The 18,980-nt window shown below is 74.2% G+C and carries 18 protein-coding genes; 11 read left to right on the top strand and 7 right to left on the bottom strand.

The window, feature by feature from the left end; translation table 11 throughout:
* Positions 1 to 101: 101 nt before the first annotated feature.
* The 3 genes from ACN267_RS06920 to ACN267_RS06910 are packed head-to-tail and all read left to right on the top strand — an operon-like array spanning position 102 to position 2,706.
* Complete coding sequence (locus tag ACN267_RS06920) at positions 102 to 1,073, top strand: aliphatic sulfonate ABC transporter substrate-binding protein (RefSeq protein WP_204960528.1); 972 nt, start codon at positions 102 to 104, stop codon at positions 1,071 to 1,073.
* Complete coding sequence (locus ACN267_RS06915; RefSeq protein ID WP_421488215.1) at positions 1,070 to 1,903, top strand: ABC transporter permease; 834 nt, start codon at positions 1,070 to 1,072, stop codon at positions 1,901 to 1,903. The genes ACN267_RS06920 and ACN267_RS06915 overlap by 4 nt, the downstream gene beginning before the upstream one ends.
* Positions 1,876 to 2,706 carry an ABC transporter ATP-binding protein gene (locus tag ACN267_RS06910; RefSeq protein ID WP_421488214.1) on the top strand — a complete coding sequence of 277 codons (831 nt, stop codon included), beginning with the start codon at positions 1,876 to 1,878 and terminating at the stop codon, positions 2,704 to 2,706. The genes ACN267_RS06915 and ACN267_RS06910 overlap by 28 nt, the downstream gene beginning before the upstream one ends.
* Before the next feature lie 148 nt (positions 2,707 to 2,854).
* On the opposite strand, the gene ACN267_RS06905 is transcribed toward ACN267_RS06910, so the two are convergent.
* Complete coding sequence (locus ACN267_RS06905; protein WP_421488213.1) at positions 2,855 to 4,264, bottom strand: endo-1,4-beta-xylanase; 1,410 nt, start codon at positions 4,262 to 4,264, stop codon at positions 2,855 to 2,857.
* A gap of 223 nt (positions 4,265 to 4,487) precedes the next feature.
* Entirely contained in the window at positions 4,488 to 6,431 is a 1,944-nt protein-coding gene (locus ACN267_RS06900; protein WP_281896974.1) for an ABC transporter ATP-binding protein, read from the bottom strand.
* Between the two features lie 234 nt (positions 6,432 to 6,665).
* Between ACN267_RS06900 and pgi the strand changes: the two genes are divergently transcribed.
* From pgi to ACN267_RS06880, 4 genes are all read left to right on the top strand, one after another.
* Complete coding sequence (gene pgi / locus ACN267_RS06895; RefSeq protein WP_204960523.1) at positions 6,666 to 8,303, top strand: glucose-6-phosphate isomerase; 1,638 nt, start codon at positions 6,666 to 6,668, stop codon at positions 8,301 to 8,303.
* Between the two features lie 152 nt (positions 8,304 to 8,455).
* On the top strand, positions 8,456 to 9,157 hold the full coding sequence (locus ACN267_RS06890) for a FadR/GntR family transcriptional regulator (protein WP_204960522.1): 702 nt from the start codon (positions 8,456 to 8,458) through the stop codon (positions 9,155 to 9,157).
* A 100-nt stretch (positions 9,158 to 9,257) separates the two neighbouring features.
* On the top strand, positions 9,258 to 10,085 hold the full coding sequence (locus tag ACN267_RS06885) for a sterol desaturase family protein (RefSeq protein ID WP_421488212.1): 828 nt from the start codon (positions 9,258 to 9,260) through the stop codon (positions 10,083 to 10,085).
* The gene (locus tag ACN267_RS06880; protein ID WP_421488211.1) at positions 10,082 to 10,795 is read left to right on the top strand and encodes a lysoplasmalogenase; all 714 of its coding nucleotides are present in this window, start codon (positions 10,082 to 10,084) and stop codon (positions 10,793 to 10,795) included. Before ACN267_RS06885 ends, ACN267_RS06880 begins: the two co-directional genes overlap by 4 nt.
* Here the strand turns inward: ACN267_RS06880 and ACN267_RS06875 are convergent.
* Positions 10,740 to 11,579 (bottom strand): ATP-grasp domain-containing protein, encoded by an 840-nt coding sequence (locus tag ACN267_RS06875; RefSeq protein WP_421488210.1) that lies wholly within the window; start codon positions 11,577 to 11,579, stop codon positions 10,740 to 10,742. The genes ACN267_RS06880 and ACN267_RS06875 overlap by 56 nt on opposite strands.
* A 205-nt stretch (positions 11,580 to 11,784) precedes the next feature.
* Here ACN267_RS06875 and ACN267_RS06870 point away from each other — a divergent pair, with 205 nt between their 5' ends.
* Positions 11,785 to 12,084, top strand: a complete 300-nt coding sequence (locus ACN267_RS06870) for a hypothetical protein (RefSeq protein WP_421488209.1) — start codon at positions 11,785 to 11,787, stop codon at positions 12,082 to 12,084.
* A 126-nt stretch (positions 12,085 to 12,210) separates the two neighbouring features.
* On the opposite strand, the gene ACN267_RS06865 is transcribed toward ACN267_RS06870, so the two are convergent.
* A complete protein-coding gene (locus ACN267_RS06865; protein WP_421488208.1) occupies positions 12,211 to 13,245 on the bottom strand; it encodes an ABC transporter substrate-binding protein in 1,035 nt (344 codons plus the stop codon).
* A gap of 103 nt (positions 13,246 to 13,348) precedes the next feature.
* On the opposite strand from ACN267_RS06865, the gene ACN267_RS06860 reads away from it, so the two are divergent.
* From ACN267_RS06860 to ACN267_RS06850, 3 genes are read left to right on the top strand one after another with little or no spacing between them, the layout of a single operon-like run.
* On the top strand, positions 13,349 to 14,389 hold the full coding sequence (locus ACN267_RS06860; RefSeq protein WP_421490391.1) for a FecCD family ABC transporter permease: 1,041 nt from the start codon (positions 13,349 to 13,351) through the stop codon (positions 14,387 to 14,389).
* A gap of 35 nt (positions 14,390 to 14,424) precedes the next feature.
* Entirely contained in the window at positions 14,425 to 15,450 is a 1,026-nt protein-coding gene (locus ACN267_RS06855; protein ID WP_421490390.1) for a FecCD family ABC transporter permease, read from the top strand.
* 37 nt (positions 15,451 to 15,487) lie between these two features.
* On the top strand, positions 15,488 to 16,276 hold the full coding sequence (locus ACN267_RS06850; protein ID WP_204960746.1) for an ABC transporter ATP-binding protein: 789 nt from the start codon (positions 15,488 to 15,490) through the stop codon (positions 16,274 to 16,276).
* Here ACN267_RS06850 and ACN267_RS06845 read toward each other — a convergent pair.
* From ACN267_RS06845 to ACN267_RS06835, 3 genes are read right to left on the bottom strand one after another with little or no spacing between them, the layout of a single operon-like run.
* Entirely contained in the window at positions 16,249 to 16,803 is a 555-nt protein-coding gene (locus ACN267_RS06845) for a GerMN domain-containing protein (protein WP_421488207.1), read from the bottom strand. The genes ACN267_RS06850 and ACN267_RS06845 overlap by 28 nt on opposite strands.
* The gene (locus ACN267_RS06840; RefSeq protein WP_204960515.1) at positions 16,800 to 18,155 is read right to left on the bottom strand and encodes a sensor histidine kinase; all 1,356 of its coding nucleotides are present in this window, start codon (positions 18,153 to 18,155) and stop codon (positions 16,800 to 16,802) included. The genes ACN267_RS06845 and ACN267_RS06840 overlap by 4 nt, the downstream gene beginning before the upstream one ends.
* Complete coding sequence (locus ACN267_RS06835; RefSeq protein WP_204960514.1) at positions 18,152 to 18,835, bottom strand: response regulator transcription factor; 684 nt, start codon at positions 18,833 to 18,835, stop codon at positions 18,152 to 18,154. Before ACN267_RS06835 ends, ACN267_RS06840 begins: the two co-directional genes overlap by 4 nt.
* Between the last annotated feature and the right edge of the window lie 145 nt (positions 18,836 to 18,980).

Here is an 18,980-nt window from a genome sequence, read left to right as displayed (position 1 = left end):
GACCACGACAGGCTACCCATAAAACCTATCGGCTTGGTAGGTTACTGCGCGCCGCCGACCTGCGGCGTCGCGAGCACACCGTCCACTCCCGAGGAGCCGACATGCCCACCCCGCCGAGGAGCCTGCGCCGGCTGGCCACCACCCTGTTCACCGCCCTGTCCCTGGTCGCCGTCGGCGGGGTCACCGGCTGCGCCGACGACGCCGCCGACGCGCAGGCCGGCAAGGGCCCGCTGCGCATCGGCTACCAACGCTTCGGCGGCCTGAGCCTGGTCAAGGCCCGCAACGCCGCACCCGACGCGCAGTGGTCGCTGTTCGAGAGCGGCCCGGCCCTGACCGAGGCGCTCAAGGCCGGCGCGATCGACATCGGACAGGTCGGCGAGGCACCCCCGGTCTTCGCCGCCGCCGCGAAGATCCCCTTCTCGGTGATCGGCACCTCGGCCCCGATCCCGCAGGGCGAGGCGGTGCTGGTCAAGCAGAACAGCGGCCTGAGGACCTTCGCCGACCTGCGCGGCCGGACCGTGGCGCTGAACAAGGGCAGCAACGTGCACTGGCTGCTGGTCCGGCTACTGGCGGCGAACAACATGACGCTGAAGGACATCAACGTCAAGTACCTCAAGCCGGCTGAGGGACGACCCGCTTTCGACAACGGCCAGGTCGACGCCTGGATCATCTGGGACCCGTACTTCGCCCTCGCCGAACAGCCCGGGGTGAAGGTCCTCGCCGACGCCACCGGCCTGGCCAGCAACCGGGAGTACGTGCTGGCCTCCCCCGAGGTGGTCCGGGACCGCACCGACGACGTCCGCGCCTTCCTCACCGCGTACCGGAAGGTCACCGACTGGGGCATCGCCAACCCGGCCGAACGCGCCACGGTGCTCGCCCCCGAGCTGAAGATCCCGCTGGACGTCACCACCCGGGCGCTGGCCCGCAGCGCCCGCCCGCTGGCCCCGGTCACCCCCGCCGTCGGCGTCGAACTCCAGGCCATCGCGGACGGCTTCACGACCCTCGACCTCGTCCCCGGCCCGGTCGACATCGCCGGTCGGGTGGACGACCGGTTCAGCGCGGTGTTCCAGTGAGCACCACCGTGGTGGTCACCGCGCCACCGGCCGCCGTCCCGGCCCCACCCGACGCCGGCCCGCGCCGTCGGGCCGGGCGGCGCTGGTGGCGACTGGTCAGCCCGGTCCTGCTCGTCGCCGGGTGGGAGGCCGCCGCCCGCGCCGGGCTGCTCGCCGAGGACAAGCTGCCCGCACCGAGCCGGGTGCTCACCACCGGCGTACGGCTGGCCGGCGACGGGACCCTCGGCGTCCACCTGCTCGACTCGCTCACCCGGGCCGGCATCGGGCTGCTGCTCGGCGGGATGCTGGCGCTGGTGCTCGGTGCCGCCGCCGGCCTGCTCCGGCTCGGTGACGACCTGGTCGACCCGCCGGTGCAGATGGCCCGGATGCTGCCCCACCTGGGGCTCGTCCCACTGCTGATCATCTGGGTGGGGATCGGCGAGTCGTTGAAGATCACCCTGGTCGCGCTCGGGGTGTTCTTCCCGATCTACTTCAACACCTACGCCGGCATCCGGGACATCGACGAACGGCTCGTCGAGGCGGCCCGCACCTGCGGCCTGGGACCGGCCGCGCGGCTGCGGCACGTGGTGCTGCCCGGGGCGTTGCCGTCGCTGTTCCTCGGGCTGCGGCTGGCGATCGGGGCGGCCTGGCTCAGCCTCGTCGTCGGCGAGCAGGTCAACGCCCAGACCGGCGTCGGTTTCCTGATGATGGAGGCCCGGGAGTTCAGCCAGACCGACGTGGTGGTGCTCGGTCTGGTCATCTATGCGCTGCTCGGGCTGCTGTCCGACCTCGCCCTGCGGATCCTGGAGAGGAGGACCCTGACATGGCGACGCGGCCTGCGCGCGACCTGACCGGCGGGGCGGACGACGCCGCACGCGCGGTGACCGGCCCGTACGACGCGGTGACCGGCGGGACGACCGGCCCGGCCGGCGCGGCGGCGGTGCTCACCGCCCGCGCGGTGCGGCGGGCCTTCGACGGCCGGCCGGTGCTCGCCGGGATCGACCTGGCCATCGCCGCCGGTGAGGTGGTGGCGCTGCTCGGCGGCAGCGGCTCCGGCAAGAGCACCCTGCTGCGGATCCTCGCCGGCCTGGACGCCGACGCCACCGGCGAGACCCGGGTGCGGGGCACCGCCGCCGTGGTCTTCCAGGAACACCGGCTGCTGCCCTGGAAGCGGGTCGGCGACAACGTCGCGCTGGGGCTGACCGGCCCCGACGTGCGCGCCCGGGTGGACCGGGCGCTGACCGAGGTGGGGCTGGCCGACCGCCGCCGGGCCTGGCCGGCGGAACTGTCCGGCGGTCAGGCGCAGCGGGTCGCGGTGGCCCGCGCGCTCGTCCGCGAGCCGGACCTGCTGCTGCTCGACGAGCCGTTCGGGGCGCTCGACGCGCTGACCCGGCTGCGGATGCAGTCCCTGCTGCGGCGGCTGCGCGCCGAGCACGGCTTCGCCGCACTGCTGGTCACCCACGACGTCGAGGAGGCGCTGCTGCTCGCCGACCGCATCCTGCTGCTCGACGGGGGCGTCATCGCCGAGGAGATCGTCGTCGACCTCGGCCCCGCCGGGCACGCCGCCGACCGCCCCGCCCGCTCCCCGGAACAGCCCGCCTTCGGCGCGTTGCGTCGCCGGCTGCTCGACCGCCTCGGCGTACCCGCCGTCTGACCACCGGAGATCCCGATCACCCGCCGGACGCCCGACCCCAACTTCTCCACCCGCGAAGCGGCCACGCGACCTCGGCCGCCCGGGTGCGACGGGCGGCCGGACCACCCCGGCGCGACGGTCGTCGCCGTCGCGCCGGGGTGGGGTCCGCTCAGGCGCGGGCGCAGGTCGCCGTGCCGATGGGACCGTTGCCGGTGCCCTGGAAACCGAACTCGGTGCCGGCCCCCGCGCCGACGGCGCTGTTGTAGCTGACGTTGCGGAAGCTGACGTCACCGGAGGTGCCGGCGTTCTGCGCGCTCCACGCGTTGGTGACGGTGACGCCCGACGGCAGGGCCAGGTCGACCACCCACCCGTCGAGCCCGGCCGGACCGGCGGTGACCGTGACGGTGGCCACGAAGCCGCCGGACCAGGCGTTCACCGACACCGACGCGGCGCAGTCACCACCGGGCGGCGGGCTCGTGGTAGGAGGCGGCGGGGTCGTGGTCGGCGGCGGGGTGGTCGGCGGGACGGTGGTGCCGCCCGCGTTGAGCGCGTCCAGCGTGGAGGTGTACGCGGCCTTCCTGTTGCCGTTGCCGTCGAAGAGCAGCGGGGTGACGCTGGCCCGCCACGAGTCGGTGTCCCGGATGCCGGAGACGGTGATGCCGGTGCAGCGGGAGATCGCCAGGCAGGCCCTGACCACGCGGGAGTAGCTGTCGGCCTGGGCACTGCCGGAGCCCTCGACGTCCAGCTCGGTGATCTGCACCTCGACGCCGAGGTCGACGAAACGCTGGAGGTTGGCCTGGTAGTCCGACGGCACCGGCGACTGGGCGGTGACGTGGGACTGGAAGCCGACGCAGTCGATCGGCACGCCCCGGGCCCTGAAGTCCTGGACCATGGCGTACACGGCGTTGCTCTTCGGGTTCTGCCCGTCGGTGTTGTAGTCGTTGTAGCAGAGCGTCGCGCCCGGGTCGGCGGCGCGGGCGGCCCGGAACGCCGCCTCGATCCAGTCGTTGCCGGTGCGCTGCAGGTTGGAGTCACGACGCCCACCGCTGCCACCGTCGGCGAACGCCTCGTTCACCACGTTCCACGCGTCGATCCTGCCCCGGTAATGGGTGGCGACCTGGGTGACGTGGTTGAGCATGGCGTTGCGCAGCGCGGTGCCGGACAGGACCGCCGTCCAGCGTGGTTGCTGCTGGTGCCAGGCCAGCGTGTGGCCACGGACCCGCATCCCGTTGGCCTCGGCGTGGCTGACCAGCTTGTCGCCGCCGGCGTAGGTGAACTGGTTCGGGCTGGGCTCGGTGGCGTCCCACTTCATCTCGTTCTCGGCGGTCACCGAGGTGAACTCACGGTTCAGGATGCCGACGTAGACGGCGTCGGAGAGCCTGTTCACCGCCACCGCGGCGCCGAAGTAGCGGCCCGTCTCGGCGGCGGCGGCACCGAGGGTGGTGCCGGCGCTGGCACTGGCGGCGAGGGCGACGGTGGTGCCGACGGCGACCACGCCGGTGGCGATCGAGAGCAGTGCGGCACGCAGCCGCGGTGGTGTCGTCCGACGCCCGCTGCCGCGGGCGGACACACGTGTCATGGCAGAAGCCTTTCACGACGGTGGGGGTGCACCGTCCGACCTTTCGCCCGAGTGCGGTGGCCGGCCCGGGGAGGCGGTGTGGTCGCCCGGAGGCCACACCCGCCCGCGTCGTCGCCCAGCCGCCACCGCCGAGGTCCAGCGGTTACCCGGGTGACGCTATCGAAACATCTCCAAGAGTTCAACGAACGTCGATGCCTTGGTCGCGTCCTCGCCGGAGCCGCCGCTAGTCGGTGGCGGCGAGGTAGCCGCTGGCCTGCAACGCGAACAGCTCCCGGTAGGGCCCGTCGGCGGCCATCAACGTGTCGTGGTCGCCCTGCTGCACCAGCCGGCCACGGTCCATCACGAAGATCTGGTCGGCGTGCCGGACGTTGGCCAGCCGGTGGGTGATCAGCACGACCGTGCGGTCGGGCCGCCGCCGCAGCTGCTCGAAGAGCGCGTGTTCGGCGCGGGCGTCGAGGGCGGCCGACGGTTCGTCGCAGATCAGCAGGCGGGCGTTCCGGTAGAGGCCACGCGCGGCCACCAGCCGCTGCCACTGCCCGCCGGAGAGGTCGTGGCCGTTCTTGAACTCCCGCGCCAGCAGGGTGTCGTAGCCGAACGGCAGGCCGGCGATCATGTCGTGCGCGGCGGCCGACCGGGCGGCGTCCTCGACGGTGGGCCCGGCCTCGTCCGGGGCCCGGTCGTACCGGCCGATGCGGATGTTCTGCGCGGCGGTGAACGGGAACTTCCACCACTCCTGGGTCATCACCGCCACCTGGGCGGCGGTCGACGCCGGGTCCAGCTCGGCCACGTCGACGCCGTCCCAGCGGATCGCCCCGCCGGTGGGCCGGTAGAGGCCGGCGATCAACTTGGCCAGGGTGGTCTTGCCGGAGCCGTTCTCCCCGACCAGCGCGACCACCTCGCCCCGCCGGACGGTGAGACTGACCTCGTCGACGGCCGGGGAGTCGGTGTCCGGGTAGCGCAGGCTCACCCGGTCCAGCTCGATGGTGTCGAAGCCGGTGGCGGGTCGCTGCGGCCCGGTGGCGGTCCGGCCCTCGGCCCGGTCGAGGAAGTCCCGGTAGTCCTGGTAGTAGAGGGCGTCCTCGTAGAGGTTGTTGGTGGCGAAGACGGCGAGGGCGAGGCTGCTGCGGGCCGACTGGAGGGCGAGCAGCGCGGTCGCCGCCGCGGCCAACGCAACCAGGCCGGCGAGCAGCAACCCACCGAGCACGGCGTAGACCGCGAAGGCGGCGACCCCGCCGACGGACATCCCGACGGCCCGGGTCCGGCTCTGCGCGCGGGCCAACCGCAGCAGCGCGGCCGTCTCGGCGCTCATCATCCGGCGGAACTCGGTGAGCAGGAAGTCGCGCATCTGGTAGGCCCGCACCTCGGCGGCGGTGTGCCGGTTGGCCATCAGGTTGGCCAGCATCCACATCCGGCGACGCCGGTTGATCCGGGCCAGCATGTCCAGGTACTGCCGGCGGGCCATCCGGACCGCGGTGACCGCCTCGGGCACCGCGGCGAGCAGCAGGCACGGCAGCAGCAACGGCTGGATCACGGTCACCGCGGCGGCGGTGGCCAGCACGCCCACCACCCCGGTGAGCAGGTTGACCGTATGGTCGACGATGGACGCCGCCTCGGCCGTGCCCCGGTCGCGGACCCGGTCCATCTCCTCGGCGAAGCCGGCGTCGTCGAAGGCGGCCAGCTCGACCGCCGTGGTGGTCTCGAACAGCCGCAGCTCCACCGCGTAGGTGATCTGCGGGATCAGCCGGGCCTGCGCCCAGCCGGCGGTGACGGTCAGGGTGCCCTTGGCGGCCACCGCCGCCGCGGCCAGCGCCAGCGCGGGCAGCGCGGCCCGGACCCGGTCCGGCGTCGGGCCGGCGGCGAACAACTCCCGCAGGACGCCGGTGGTGGCGAGCAGGCCGAGGGTGGTCATCACCCCGGCGGCCAGGTTCAGCCCGATCGCGGCGAGGGTGTCGCGCCGGCTGGTGGCCCAGCCCAGGGCGACGGCCTCGCGCACCAGCCGGGGCAGCCGGCGGGCCACCGCGCGGAAGCTGGTGTGCGCGAACGTGGTGGCGTGGTGCATCCAGGCGCCGTCGGCCAGCTCCGGCAGGTCGAGCCCGGCGTCGGCGGCGTCATGCTCGGCGGGCTCGTCCGCGCCGGCCGCCCGGCGGGGACCGGTCACCGTCGCCATGGTTCCTCCCGGACCGAAGGGGGCGGGGCAGGGGCGAGCCTACTGTCGGCGACGGCGGGCTGTCTCGCCGTGGCGGCGTGTCGTACACCTGTCGCATTGGCGTGTCGCGGGGCACGCCGCGCCGCCCGCCGCGCCGGGTCGCGTCGCGTGACCGCGCCCCGGGTGGCAGGCTGGGACGCGAACCGTCGGCGGCACCACGCGCCGACGACCGTCGTGAAGGAGAAGATCGACCCGATGGCTGCGAGTGTGACCACCACCGACGAATGGCAGGCGCTGCGCAAGCACGCCGAGACGATGCGCGGCACCCACCTGCGGGAGCTGTTCGCGGCCGACCGGCAACGGGGTGAGCGGCTCACCGGCGAGGTCGCCGACCTGCACGTCGACTACAGCAAGAACCTCGTCACCGACGAGACGTTCGGGCTGCTCACCGCGCTGGCCGGGCGGGTCGGGCTGACCGACCGGATCGCCGCCATGTTCGCCGGGGAACACATCAACTCCACCGAGGACCGGGCCGTGCTGCACACCGCGCTGCGGCTGCCGCGCGACGCCGCGTTGACCGTCGACGGTCAGGACGTGGTCGCCGACGTGCACCGGGTGCTGGACCGGATGGCCGCGTTCAGCGACCGGGTCCGCTCCGGGCAGTGGCGCGGGCACACCGGCGAGCGGATCAGCACGGTGGTCAACATCGGCATCGGCGGTTCCGACCTCGGGCCGGTAATGGCGTACGAGGCGCTCAAGGCGTACCGGGACGGCGGGATCGCCTGCCGGTTCGTCTCCAACATCGACCCGACCGACATCCACGACAAGACCCACGACCTGGACCCGGCGAGCACCCTGTTCGTGGTGGTGTCGAAGACCTTCTCCACGCAGGAGACGCTGGCCAACGCCGAGCAGGCCAAGACGTGGCTGCTGTCGGGCTTGGACGCCGACGACGACGCGGCGATCGCGAAGCACTTCGTGGCGGTGAGCACCAACGCGGGCCGGGTGGCCGACTTCGGCATCGACCCGGAGAACATGTTCGGCTTCTGGGACTGGGTGGGTGGCCGGTACTCGCTGCCGTCGGCGGTCGGGCTGTCGGTGATGCTGTCGGTCGGGCCGGACCGGTTCCGCGAGCTGCTGGCCGGCTACCACGCCGTCGACGAGCACTTCCGCACCACGCCGGTGGAGCGGAACCTACCGGCGCTGCTGGGCCTGCTCAACGTCTGGTACGTCGACTTCCTCGGCGCGCAGACCCACGCCGTGCTGCCCTACTCGCAGTACCTGCACCGGTTCCCGGCGTACCTGCAACAGCTCACCATGGAGAGCAACGGCAAGTCGGTGACCCTGGACGGCACTCCGGTGGACCACCCGACCGGGGAGATCTTCTGGGGCGAGCCGGGCACCAACGGCCAGCACGCCTTCTACCAGCTCATCCACCAGGGCACCGTGCTGATCCCGGCGGACTTCATCGCGTTCAGCCAGCCCAACCACGACCTGGGCGAGATGCACGACCTGTTCATGTCGAACTTCTTCGCGCAGACCGCCGCGCTGGCCTTCGGCCGGACCAAGGAGCAGGTCGAGGCGGAGGGGACGGCCGCCGACGTGGTGCCGCACCGGGTGATGCCGGGCAACCACCCGACCACCTCGATCATCGCGCCGAAGCTCACCCCGTCGACGCTGGGCCAGCTCATCGCGCTCTACGAGCACATCGTGTTCACCTGCGGCGTGGTGTGGGACATCAACCCGTTCGACCAGTGGGGGGTGGAGCTGGGCAAGGTGATGGCCAACCAGCTCGCCCCGAAGCTGACCGGTGACGCGCCGGACCTGGCCGACGTGGACTCCTCCACCGCCGCGCTGATCCGCCGCTACCGCCGGGAGCGCGGCCGGGGCTGAGGTCCGGACGGCCGCTGCCGGGCGCACTCCGGCGGGGGTCACGGTGGGTCCGTCGGACGGCGGCCGGGTCACCCGACCCGGCCGCCGTCTTTTTCCGACGCAACTGGTCCAACCAGTTGACGGGTTGACCGGTGTGCCGCCAGACTGCTGCCGTGACCTTCGTCCCCGCACCCCGCAGCTCCGTCTCCGACCACGTCTTCGGCCAGCTCCGTGACGCCATCGTCAGCGGGCGGCACGCCCCGGGTGACCCGCTGCCGGGGGAACGCGAACTCGCCACCGCGTTCGCGGTCAACCGGCACGCCGTCCGGGAGGCGTTGCGTCGGCTCCAGCAGCTCGGGCTGCTGCGGGTCAGCCAGGGCGGCGTCACCCGGGTGCTGGACTGGCGGGTGCACGCCGGCCTCGACCTCGCCCTGTCCCTCGCCCAGTCCGGCGACGTGCTGCCGGTGGAGCACCTGGTCCGGGACATGCTCGAGATGCGCGCCTGCGTCGGGGTCGACGCGGCCCGACGCTGCGCGGTGCGGGCCCCCGCAGCGGTACGCCGGGTCGTGGTCGACACCGTCGAGGGGTTCGCCGCGCTCGCCCCCGACCTGTCCGCGATGGCCGAGGCGAACATCGCGCTGTGGCGGCACATCGTCACCGGCAGCGGCAACACTGCCTACCTGCTCTCGTTCAACAGCCTGGTGGCCGGGGCGCTGGCCGTCGGCGAGGTGCCGCCGGCCCGACGCGCGGCCGAACTGCTGGACGTCGCCGGGCACCGCCGGCTGGCCGCCGCGATCGCCGAGGGCCGGGGCGACGACGCCGCCACCGAGGCGCACACCCTGCTCACCGCGTCCCTCACCAGCCCGACCGGCTGACCGGCGGGCATCCCCCACCGGTTGACCCGCACCACCCCACCCGCCGACCCGTCCCGGGCGTCCACCCCCGTCGCCCGTCCCCCGGAAGGGAACGTCGCACATGATCCCCGCCGTGCTCTACGCCGTACCGGCGTTCCTGCTGCTCATCGCCGTCGAGGCGTGGTCGTACCGGTTCGCGCCGGACGACGACGAACGCGGCTACGAGCGGCGGGACACCACCACCAGCCTCACCATGGGCGCCGGCAGCCAACTGATCGGCTTCCCGTGGAAACTGCTCACCGTCGGCCTCTACGTCGCGCTGTGGACGGTCGCGCCGGTGCAGCTCTCCCCCACCAGCGTCGGGACCTGGGTGCTGCTGTTCGTCGCCGACGACCTGGCCTACTACTGGTTCCACCGCACCCACCACGAGGTACGCCTGTTCTGGGCCAGTCACGTGGTGCACCACTCCAGCACCCACTTCAACCTCTCCACCGCGCTGCGGCAGAGCTGGACGCCGATGACCTCGCTGCCGTTCTGGCTGCCGCTGGCGCTGCTCGGCATCCCACCCTGGATGATCTTCCTCCAGCAGTCGGTCAGCCTGCTCTACCAGTTCTTCCTGCACACCGAGCGGATCGACCGGCTGCCCCGGCCGGTGGAGTGGTTCTTCAACACCCCGTCGCACCACCGGGTGCACCACGGCGCGAACCGCGAGTACCTGGACCGCAACTACGGCGGCATCCTGATCGTCTGGGACCGCCTCTTCGGCAGCTTCGCCCCGGAGGACACCGCAGTCCGGTACGGGCTGACGACGAACATCGGCACCTACAACCCGCTGCGGGTGGCCACCCACGAGTACGCCGCGATCTGGGCCGACGTCCGGCGGGCCGGTTCGTGGCGGCACCGGCTCGGGCACGTTCTCGGCCGCCCCGGCTGGCAGCCCACCCGATGAACAGCACCCGCGCCGGCCTGGGCCGGCCGGCGTCCGGCGTGGTCGGCCGGTGGTGGCTCGGGTCGTTCGGGCTGGCCGCCGCCGTCGAGCTGATGGGGGTCGCCCTCGACGCGCCGGCCGTGCAGTGGGCGGCCAAGCCGCTGCTCGCCCCGCTGCTGCTCGGCTGGCTGCTCGCCGTCAGCCGGCGGTGGGACCCGGTGGCGACCGGGCTGGTCTGCGCGACCGCCGGTGACGTGGCGCTGCTGGTACCCGGCAGCACCGCGTTCCTGCTCGGGATGGGGTGCTTCCTCGGCACCCAGCTGGCGTTCCTGACCGCGTTCCTGCGGCACCGGCGGCCACCCGCGCCGGCCGTCGCCGGCTACCTGGCCCTGTGGGCGGCGGCGAACGCGCTGCTCGGGGGCCGGCTGGGCGACCTGCGGCTACCGGTGCTCGGCTACAGCCTGGCGTTGACCCTGATGGCCGCCGCCGGCTGGGGGGTGTCCCGGCGGGTGGCCGCCGGGGGCGCGCTGTTCCTCCTGTCCGACCTGCTGATCGGGGTCGAGGCGACGGGCGTCCGGCTGCCCGGCCACGGGCTGTGGGTGATGACCACCTACCTCGCGGCCCTGCTGTTGATCACCACCGGCTGGGCGGGCCGCCGGGTCGGGCCGCCCCGGCTCAGCCGAGGGCGGCGATCAGTGCCTGCGGGGCCATCGTGGACGGGCGGTCGCTGACCTGACCGTCGCCGATCTCCACCAGCCGCCACCGGCCGTCGGCCCGCCATGCCAGGTCGGCGGTGACGAAGGGCAGGTCGAGCGCCGCCACCACGGCAGCCAGCGGCCCGAGGTCCGCCGGCACGTCGGGCAGCTCCGTCGGGGTGTCCGGGTGCGGTCCAGTGAGCACGCAGCGGCCGTCGACCCACCAGGTGCGGATCTCGACGCCGGCCAGGGGTTCGAAGCGGCGCAGCACGAAACCACCGGCGACGTCGTCGTCGCGCAGTTCGCGCAGCCGGGTCGCGACCCGCCAGGCGGCGTCACCGTCGGTCAGCTCCGGCACGAAACACGCCTCGTGCCAGTGGTGCTTGGCGGATTTGGTCCAGTCCCGCAGCACCGCCGGGCCGCTGCCCAGCGCCGTGCGGACCCGGTCGAAGTCGGCCCGGTCGACGCCGACCGTCCAGCGGGACTCCGGGGTGAGCGCCGCCGCCGTGGCGTACCACCCGGGCAGCTCGTGGGCGCGGCGGTACCGGTCGGGGTCGGTGCGCAGGGTGACCTGCCGGGCGCGCAGCGCCTCGGCGAAGCCGGCGTACCGGGTGGCGGAGAGCATCCAGCCCCGGTAGACCGCGTCGTCGGCGGCGGGCACCCCGGCGACCGCCCGGGTGACGTCCCGCCCCGCCGCGAGGGCGTCGTGGTCGACGACGGCGACCGGGTGCCCGGCCTCCCGGGCCGCCTGCGCCTCCGCCGCGAAGTGCGGGTCCGGTCGACGGGGACGCAGCGGGTCGGCCGGGACGATCAACAGCATGCCGGCATCCTCCCCCGGCCGGCCCGCCCGCACCCACCGTCTTTTCCCGCGAACGCAACGCACGGACTTACCCGGAATGGGGGCACGAACGGTCACGCTGTCGGACAGATCCGCAGCGTGGCGGTGGTCATCCCCACCCGGGGCGGTTGGTTTCGCTTGCGCGCGGGGTGGAGACTCTTCTTCGGTACCGACAAAGGGGGAGACCGTGCCCGACACCGACCGCCCGCAGCGACATACCCGAGCCGCCGTTCCCGCCGGGGTCACCGATCCGCTCCTGTGGCGGATGGCCCTCGACGTGATCGACGCGCACCACCCCGACCAGTCCGGGCGGTGCGACAACCTGCTCTGCGAACACCAGGAGTGGCCCTGCGACGCCGCCCGCAACGCCCACCGGGCGCTGACCATGGCCGGCGACGTGACGACAGGCGTCGTCGACGACAGGCGCACCGTACGGGAGCAGCCCGGCCGACCCGCGCGCCGCGCGCGTACCGTCGAGGCGGCCTGAACCGTCGATCGCCGTCCCCCTCGCCCCCGGCGGCTGGCGCACCGGACCGGTGAGGGGGACCCGGCGTGTCCTGCCGGCTGCGGCCCGCCGGACTCCGGTCCGATCTGGACGGCCGCCGGCCGGCAGTCAGCCGAGGCGCTTGGCGGAACGGATCGCGGCGGCCAGGTTCTCCAGCAGCGGGGCCGCCCCCGCGTACGAGAACCGGGGCACCGCGTCCCACGGGGTCACCTGGTTGGCCCGGACCGCCGGCAGCTGCGCCCAGGTGGGCTTGGCCGCGAGGTCCCTGGGCTGCAACGCGGTGGAACGGTTGTCCAGCAGGATCAGGTCGGCCGGGAACTTGCCGGCGTTCTCCCAGCTCAGCGCCTCGAAGTAGTCGCCGGCCTCCAGCTTGGTGGGCACCACGATGTCCACGCCCAGCTCGGCGAAGTACATCAGGTCGGTGCTGACCTTCGGGTTGGAGACGTAGAACAGGTCGGGGCTGCCCGAGGAGGCCATCACCCGGATGCCCGGGTTGGCCTTGACCGCCGCCCGCACCTGCTCGGCGGCGGCCTCGAAGCGGGCCTTGGCCGTGGTGACCTTCGCGGCGGACAGGTCCGCGCCGAGCGAGCGGGCCAGTTCGGCGTACCGCTCGATCGGGCGGGTCATCGGGGTACGCGCGGTGGCGATCGCCACGCTGGGCGCGAGCTGGAGGATCTTGTCGCGGCTCTCGTCGGGGACGTACCACAGGGCGTCCGGGTCGTACATGTGGGTGACCAGCAGTTCGGGGCGCAGCGCGGCGTACTTCTCCACGTTGAACTCACCCCAGACGTTGCCCAGCACGGTGACCTTGTCGACGTCGAGGTCACCGGCCTGCGGCTCGCGGGAGCCGTCGGTGCGGGTGGTCTCGCCGAACACCCCGACGAGCGCGGAGTCGAGTCCGAAGTCGACCAGCGCGGCGGCCACCCCGGTGAAGGCGACCACCCGGGTCGGCGTGCTGGCCGTCTCGACCTTGCGCTGGCGGTCGTCGGTGAAACTCCACGGGCCGGCCGGGCCGTTGCCGGCGGGCTCCGCCGGGTCGTCGCCCCCGCCGCAGGCGGCGAGGAGCGCGGTCAGGGCTGCACCCCCACCGGCGGCGAGCAGCCCCCGGCGGGAGAGACGGGGTGAGGACGAGGAAGGCAACATGCGATGTCTTTCGATCCGGTGCGGACCGTGACGATCCGCGACAGCCCAGTTAGGCTAACCTAACCTAAATCACTGTCAACCCGGTGCACGCCGCTCTTCGCCCCTGGAGCCGACACTGTCCGCCACCCTATCCTCACCCACCGCCGCGGCGGCCCGGACACCGACCCGCCGGCGCATCGGCGTCCGGGCCGCCGGACTCGGCACCGGCCTGCTGCTGCTCGTCGCCGTGACGGTGCTCAGCATCGCCGTCGGCGCGAAACAGCTCACCCTCGTCGAGGTGTGGCACGGCCTGTTCTCCCCCGACGCCCCCGAACACGCGGTGGTGCAGCAGATGCGGCTGCCGCGTACCCTGCTCGGGCTGCTCGCCGGGGCCGCCCTCGGGGTGGCCGGCGCGCTGATGCAGGCGCTCACCCGCAACCCGCTCGCCGACCCCGGCCTGCTCGGCATCAACGCCGGCGCGTCCGCCGCCGTGGCCACCGCCACCGCCCTGCTCGGCATCGCCACCGTCCGCGGCTGGATCTGGTTCGCCCTGCTCGGCGCGGTGATCGTCACGGTGGCGGTGCACGCCGTCGGCGGCGGCCGACAGGCCACCCCGGAACGGCTCGCGCTGGCCGGGGCCGCCCTCAACGCGGTGCTCTACTCGTTCGTCAGCGCCGTCATGCTGCTCGACGCGGCCTCGCTGGACCGGCTGCGGTTCTGGACGGTCGGCTCGCTGGCCACCGCCGATTTCACCACCGTCGCCACGGTGGCCCCGTTCATCCTGGCCGGCCTGCTGGTCGGGGTGGCCGGGGCCCGCCCGCTCAACGCCCTGGCCCTCGGCGACGACGCGGCCCGCGCGCTGGGCGCCAGCCCCGCACTGATCAGGGCCGGCACGGTCACCGCGGTCACCCTGCTCTGCGGCGCGGCCACCGCCGCCTGCGGACCGATCGTCTTCGTCGGGCTGCTCGTCCCCCACCTGGTCCGCGCGCTGACCGGCCCCGACCTGCGCTGGCTGCTGCCCTACGCGGCGGTGCTCGCCCCGGTGCTGCTACTCGGCGCCGACGTGCTCGGCCGGGTCCTCGGCCGACCCGGGGAACTCCAGGTCGGCCTGGTCACCGCCGTGCTCGGCGGGCCGCTGTTCCTGCGTCTGGTGGCCCGCAGGTGAGCCACACCCGCCCCGCCGCCGCACCGGCCCGGCCACTGGCCCGGGCGGTGCGGATCGGCACCCGCTCGGTACGCTGGCGCGGCCGCAGCGTGGCCGTCGGGCTGGGCACCGCCGCCCTGACCGTCGTCCTCGGGGTGCTCGCGATCGGCGGCGGCGACTACCCGATGGGCACCGCCGATGTGCTGCGTACCCTGACCGGCGGCGGCACCGTCGCCGAGAACTTCATCGTCGGCGAGCTGCGGCTGCCCCGGCTGGTGACCGCGCTCGGCGTCGGCGCGGCGCTGGCGCTGTCCGGCGCGATCCTCCAGTCACTGGTCCGCAACCCGCTGGGCAGCCCCGACGTGCTCGGTGTCACCCAGGGCGCGTCGACCGGCGCGCTGATCGTGGTGGTGACCGGGGGCGGCACCCTGCTGCTGTCCGGCGCGGCGCTGCTCGGCGGCCTCGCCACCGGCCTGCTGCTGTGGACGGTGGCCGGCCGGCACGGCGTGCACGGCTACCGGCTGGTGCTGGTCGGCATCGGCACCACGGCGATCCTCACCGGCGTCAACGGGTGGCTGCTCACCCGGGCCCCGCTGATGGACGCGGCCCGCGCCGTGCTCTGGCTCACCGGCAGCCTCGACGGGCGGGACTGGGCGCAGGCCGTCCCGCTGCTCGGCCTGCTGGCGCTACTCACGCCGGTGGTGGCCGGCACCGCCCGCGCACTGAACCTGATCGAACTGGGAGACGACACCGCCACCGCGCTCGGCGTGCCGGTGTCGCTGGTACGGCAACTGCTGCTCGGCGCGGCGGTGCTGCTCGCCGCCGGGGCGGCGGCCGCCGCCGGACCGGTGTCCTTCGTGGCCCTGGTCGCGCCGCACCTGGCCCGCCGGCTCACCCGGACGCCCGGACCGAACCTGGCAGCCGCCACCGGCACCGGGGCGGTGCTGCTGCTCGCCGCCGACCTGGCCGCCCAGCGGACCATCGAGGGCCACCAACTGCCCGTCGGGGTGGTCACCGGGTTGATCGGCGGGGCCTACCTGGTGTGGCTGCTCGCCGCGCGCCGTCGCGCGGCACGGATCTGAGGAGGACACGGTGACGAGTCGACTCGGCGGGGTCGGGATGACCCTGGCCTACGAGCGGCGGGTGGTGGCCCGGGACCTGACGGTGGCCGTGCCGGACCGGTCGTTCACGGTGGTGATCGGCCCCAACGCCTGCGGCAAGTCCACCCTGCTGCGGGCCCTGGCACGGACGCTGCGGCCGACCGCCGGCACGGTGCTGCTCGACGGCCGGGACATCCACACGATGCGGTCCCGGGAGGTGGCCCGCACCCTCGGCCTGCTGCCGCAGACGTCGGTCGCGCCGGAGGGCATCACCGTGGCCGACCTGGTCGCCCGGGGCCGCTACCCGCACCAGGGGCTGCTGCGGCAGTGGTCGACCGAGGACGAGCGGGTGGTGGCCGAGTCGATGGCCGCCACCGGCGTCACCGAGCTGGCCGCGCGGCCCGTCGACGAACTCTCCGGCGGGCAGCGGCAGCGGGTCTGGATCGCGATGGCGCTGGCCCAGCAGACCTCCCTGCTGCTGCTCGACGAACCCACCACCTACCTGGACGTCGCGCACCAGATCGAGGTGCTCGACCTGTGCGCCCGGCTGCACGAGGAACAGGGCCGGACCCTGGTCGCGGTGCTGCACGACCTGCACCACGCCGCGCGCTGGGCCACCCACCTGATCGCCATGCGCGACGGCCGGGTGGTGGCCCAGGGCGACCCGCGTGAGGTGGTCACCGCCGCCCTCGTCGAGGAGGTGTTCGGGCTGCCCTGCCGGATCGTCGAGGACCCGGAGACGGGCACCCCGCTGGTGGTGCCCCGGGCCCGGCGTGGGCGTCAGTCCGGGCCGGTGAGCGCCGGGTAGTCGGCGGCGGTCAGCGGCCCGGCCGACAGCGAGCCGTCGGCGCGGGGCACCTCCAGCGGCCGGCCGCGGAGTAGGAACGACACCCCGGCGACGTCGGAACGGCTGTCCAGGGTGCAGACGATCTGCCCGTAGGCGAGCACCTCGTCGCTGCGACCGGATTCCTCCCCCGGTGGCTCCACCTCCACCTGGGCCCGCCCGTCGACCACCCGGACGCCGAGCACGTGCACCGCGCCGGGCAGGGCGGTGCCCAGGCCGACCGCCCGTTCGGCCCGGGTGGGGCCTTCCAGCAGGCGGCGCAGGTGCCCGTCCACCCCGCCGGCCGCGTCGACCTGCCGGACCGTACGCACCAGTTGACCACCACGGACCAGGCAGAACGCCTGCTCCACCCGGCCCGGGGCACTGCTCGCGGCCGGTGCGGCTGGCGGACCGAACGGCGGTTGGACCGCCCGGGGCCGCTCATCGGCCGGCACCCCGCAGCCGGCGAGCAGCAGTGCCACCAGCAGCGTCGACGCTATCCGGCGGGTCACGGCCGGCTCCCCGGCAGCTCCACCCGGAACCGGGCGCCGCCGCCCGGCCGGTCGGACACGCTGGCCCGGCCGCCGTGGGCGGCGGCGTGCTGGGCGACCAGTGCCAGGCCCAGGCCGGTCCCGTCGCCGCCGGCCCGGTCGTGCGCGGCCCGCCCCCGGACGAACCGGTCGAAGACCACCTCCCGGTCGGCCACCGGCACCCCCGGGCCGGCGTCGTCGACCTCGACCACCCCGGTGCCGTCGGAGAGCCACAGCCGCACCGCGACCGGGCCGCCGCCGTAACGGACCGCGTTGTCCAGCAGGTTGACCAGCAACTGCTCCAGCCGGCGGGGGTCGACCGACCAGTGTCCCGGGGCGGGCGGCCCGGCCTCCACCAGGGAACCGGGCAGGCCCCGCCCCCGGCACACGTCCCGGGCCAGCGCCACCACGTCGACCTCCTCGCGCTGCGCCGGCCGGTCACTGCGGGCCAGCTCGATCAGGTCGTTGACCAACTGCTGGAACCGGGTGATCTCCTCGCTGACCAGGCCGGCGGCGGTGGCCGTCCGGTCGTCCAGGCCCTCGCGCCGCCGGGACAGCACGCTCGCCGCCGCCGCCAGCGTCTGCAACGGCGACCGCAGCTCGTGGGCGACGTCGGCGGCGAACCGCCGGTCCCGTTCGATGCGGACCGCCACCTGGTCGACCATCCGGTTGAACGAGGTGGACAGCCGGGCCAGGTCCGGGTCGGTGCCGGGGGCGAGCCGGGCGGTCACGTCCCCCGCCGCGATCTTCTCGGCGGCGTCGGCCACCGCCGTCAACGGCCGCAGCCCGTGCCGGGTGGCGTACCAGCCCAGCGCCGCGCCGGAGCCGGCGACGGTGACCGCCACCACGGTCAGCGCCAACGCCAGCACCTGGAAGGTCTGCTCCAGCTCCCGCAGCGAGGTGATCTCGTAGTAGCCGGTCGCGTCGGCCAGCGGCACCCCGACCAGCAGCGCCGGCTGCCCGTCGACGCGGACCCGCTGCACCGCCGGTTCACCGTCGGCGACCATCGCCATCAGCCCGGCCGGCACCGCACCGGAGGGCCCCTCGTCGGCGGTGCGGGCGTACCAGCGGCCGTCGCGGTGCACCAGGGCCCGGCGGCTGCCCCCGGTGTCCAGGGTGCGCAGCACCTCGTAGACGTCCGGGGTGTCGGTGTCCAGGCCGGCGCGGACCACCGCCGCGTCGAAGTACGCCGCCCGCAGCGCCGTACGCTCCCGCTCGTCGAGCAGCGAGCGGCGCACCAGCTCGTACGAGATCAGCGCCATCAGCGCCGACAGCAGCAACGCCCCGATCGCGAACGCGGCGGTGACCCGGGCCCGCAGGCCGAGCCGCCTCATCGTTGCAGCTTGTAGCCGAGGCCCCGCAGGGTGACCAGGTGCCGGGGGTTCGCCGGATCGGCCTCGATCTTCTGCCGCAGCCGGCCCACGTGCACGTCGACCAGCCGCTCGTCGCCGGTCTCGTAGCCCCACACCCGGCTGAGCAGCTGCTGGCGGGACAGCACCCGGCCGGCGTGCTCGGCCAGCTCGCAGAGCAACCGGAACTCGGTGCGGGTCACCGGCACCGGCCGTCCCGACCGGCGCACCTCGCCGGCCTCCGGGCTGATCTCCAACGCGCCGAAGACCAGCACCGGCACCGCCGCCGACGGCACGACGGCGGTCCGGCCCCGGCGGCGCAGCGCCCGCAACCGGGCCGAGAGTTCCTTGATGGCCACCGGCTTGACCAGGTAGTCGTCCGCACCCGCCTCCAACGCGGCGACGATGTCGTGGGTGTCGTCGCGGGCGCTGACCACCACGATCGGCACGTCGTCGTCGCGGCGCAACTGCCTGATGCACTCGAACCCGTCCAGGCCGGGCAACATCAGGTCGACCAGCACGTAGTCGGCGGTGTCCTGCCGCTGCGCCCGCAACCCCTCCTCGGCCGTGGCCGCCCCGCGCGCCAGGTAGCCCTCGTCCTCCAGGGCCAGCAGCAGCGCCAGACGGATCCGGTCGTCGTCCTCGATCACCAGTACGCCCGCCATCGGGAAATCGTGCCCGGTGGGCGGCGACGATGACGAACCGGGCACGGCCAACGCGGGATTTGTCACGCAACTGACATACGTCCGCGCGGCGGTCGCCAACCTCGCCCCGGAGGCTGGGGCCGGACAGCGAGCGTGGAAGGAGGAC

It is taken from the genome of Micromonospora sp. WMMD734 (assembly GCF_049178975.1).
Taxonomy (GTDB): domain Bacteria; phylum Actinomycetota; class Actinomycetes; order Mycobacteriales; family Micromonosporaceae; genus Micromonospora; species Micromonospora wenchangensis.
The sequence above is the reverse complement of the archived record's forward strand: the minus strand, read 5'-3'. Positions and strand labels throughout refer to the sequence as shown.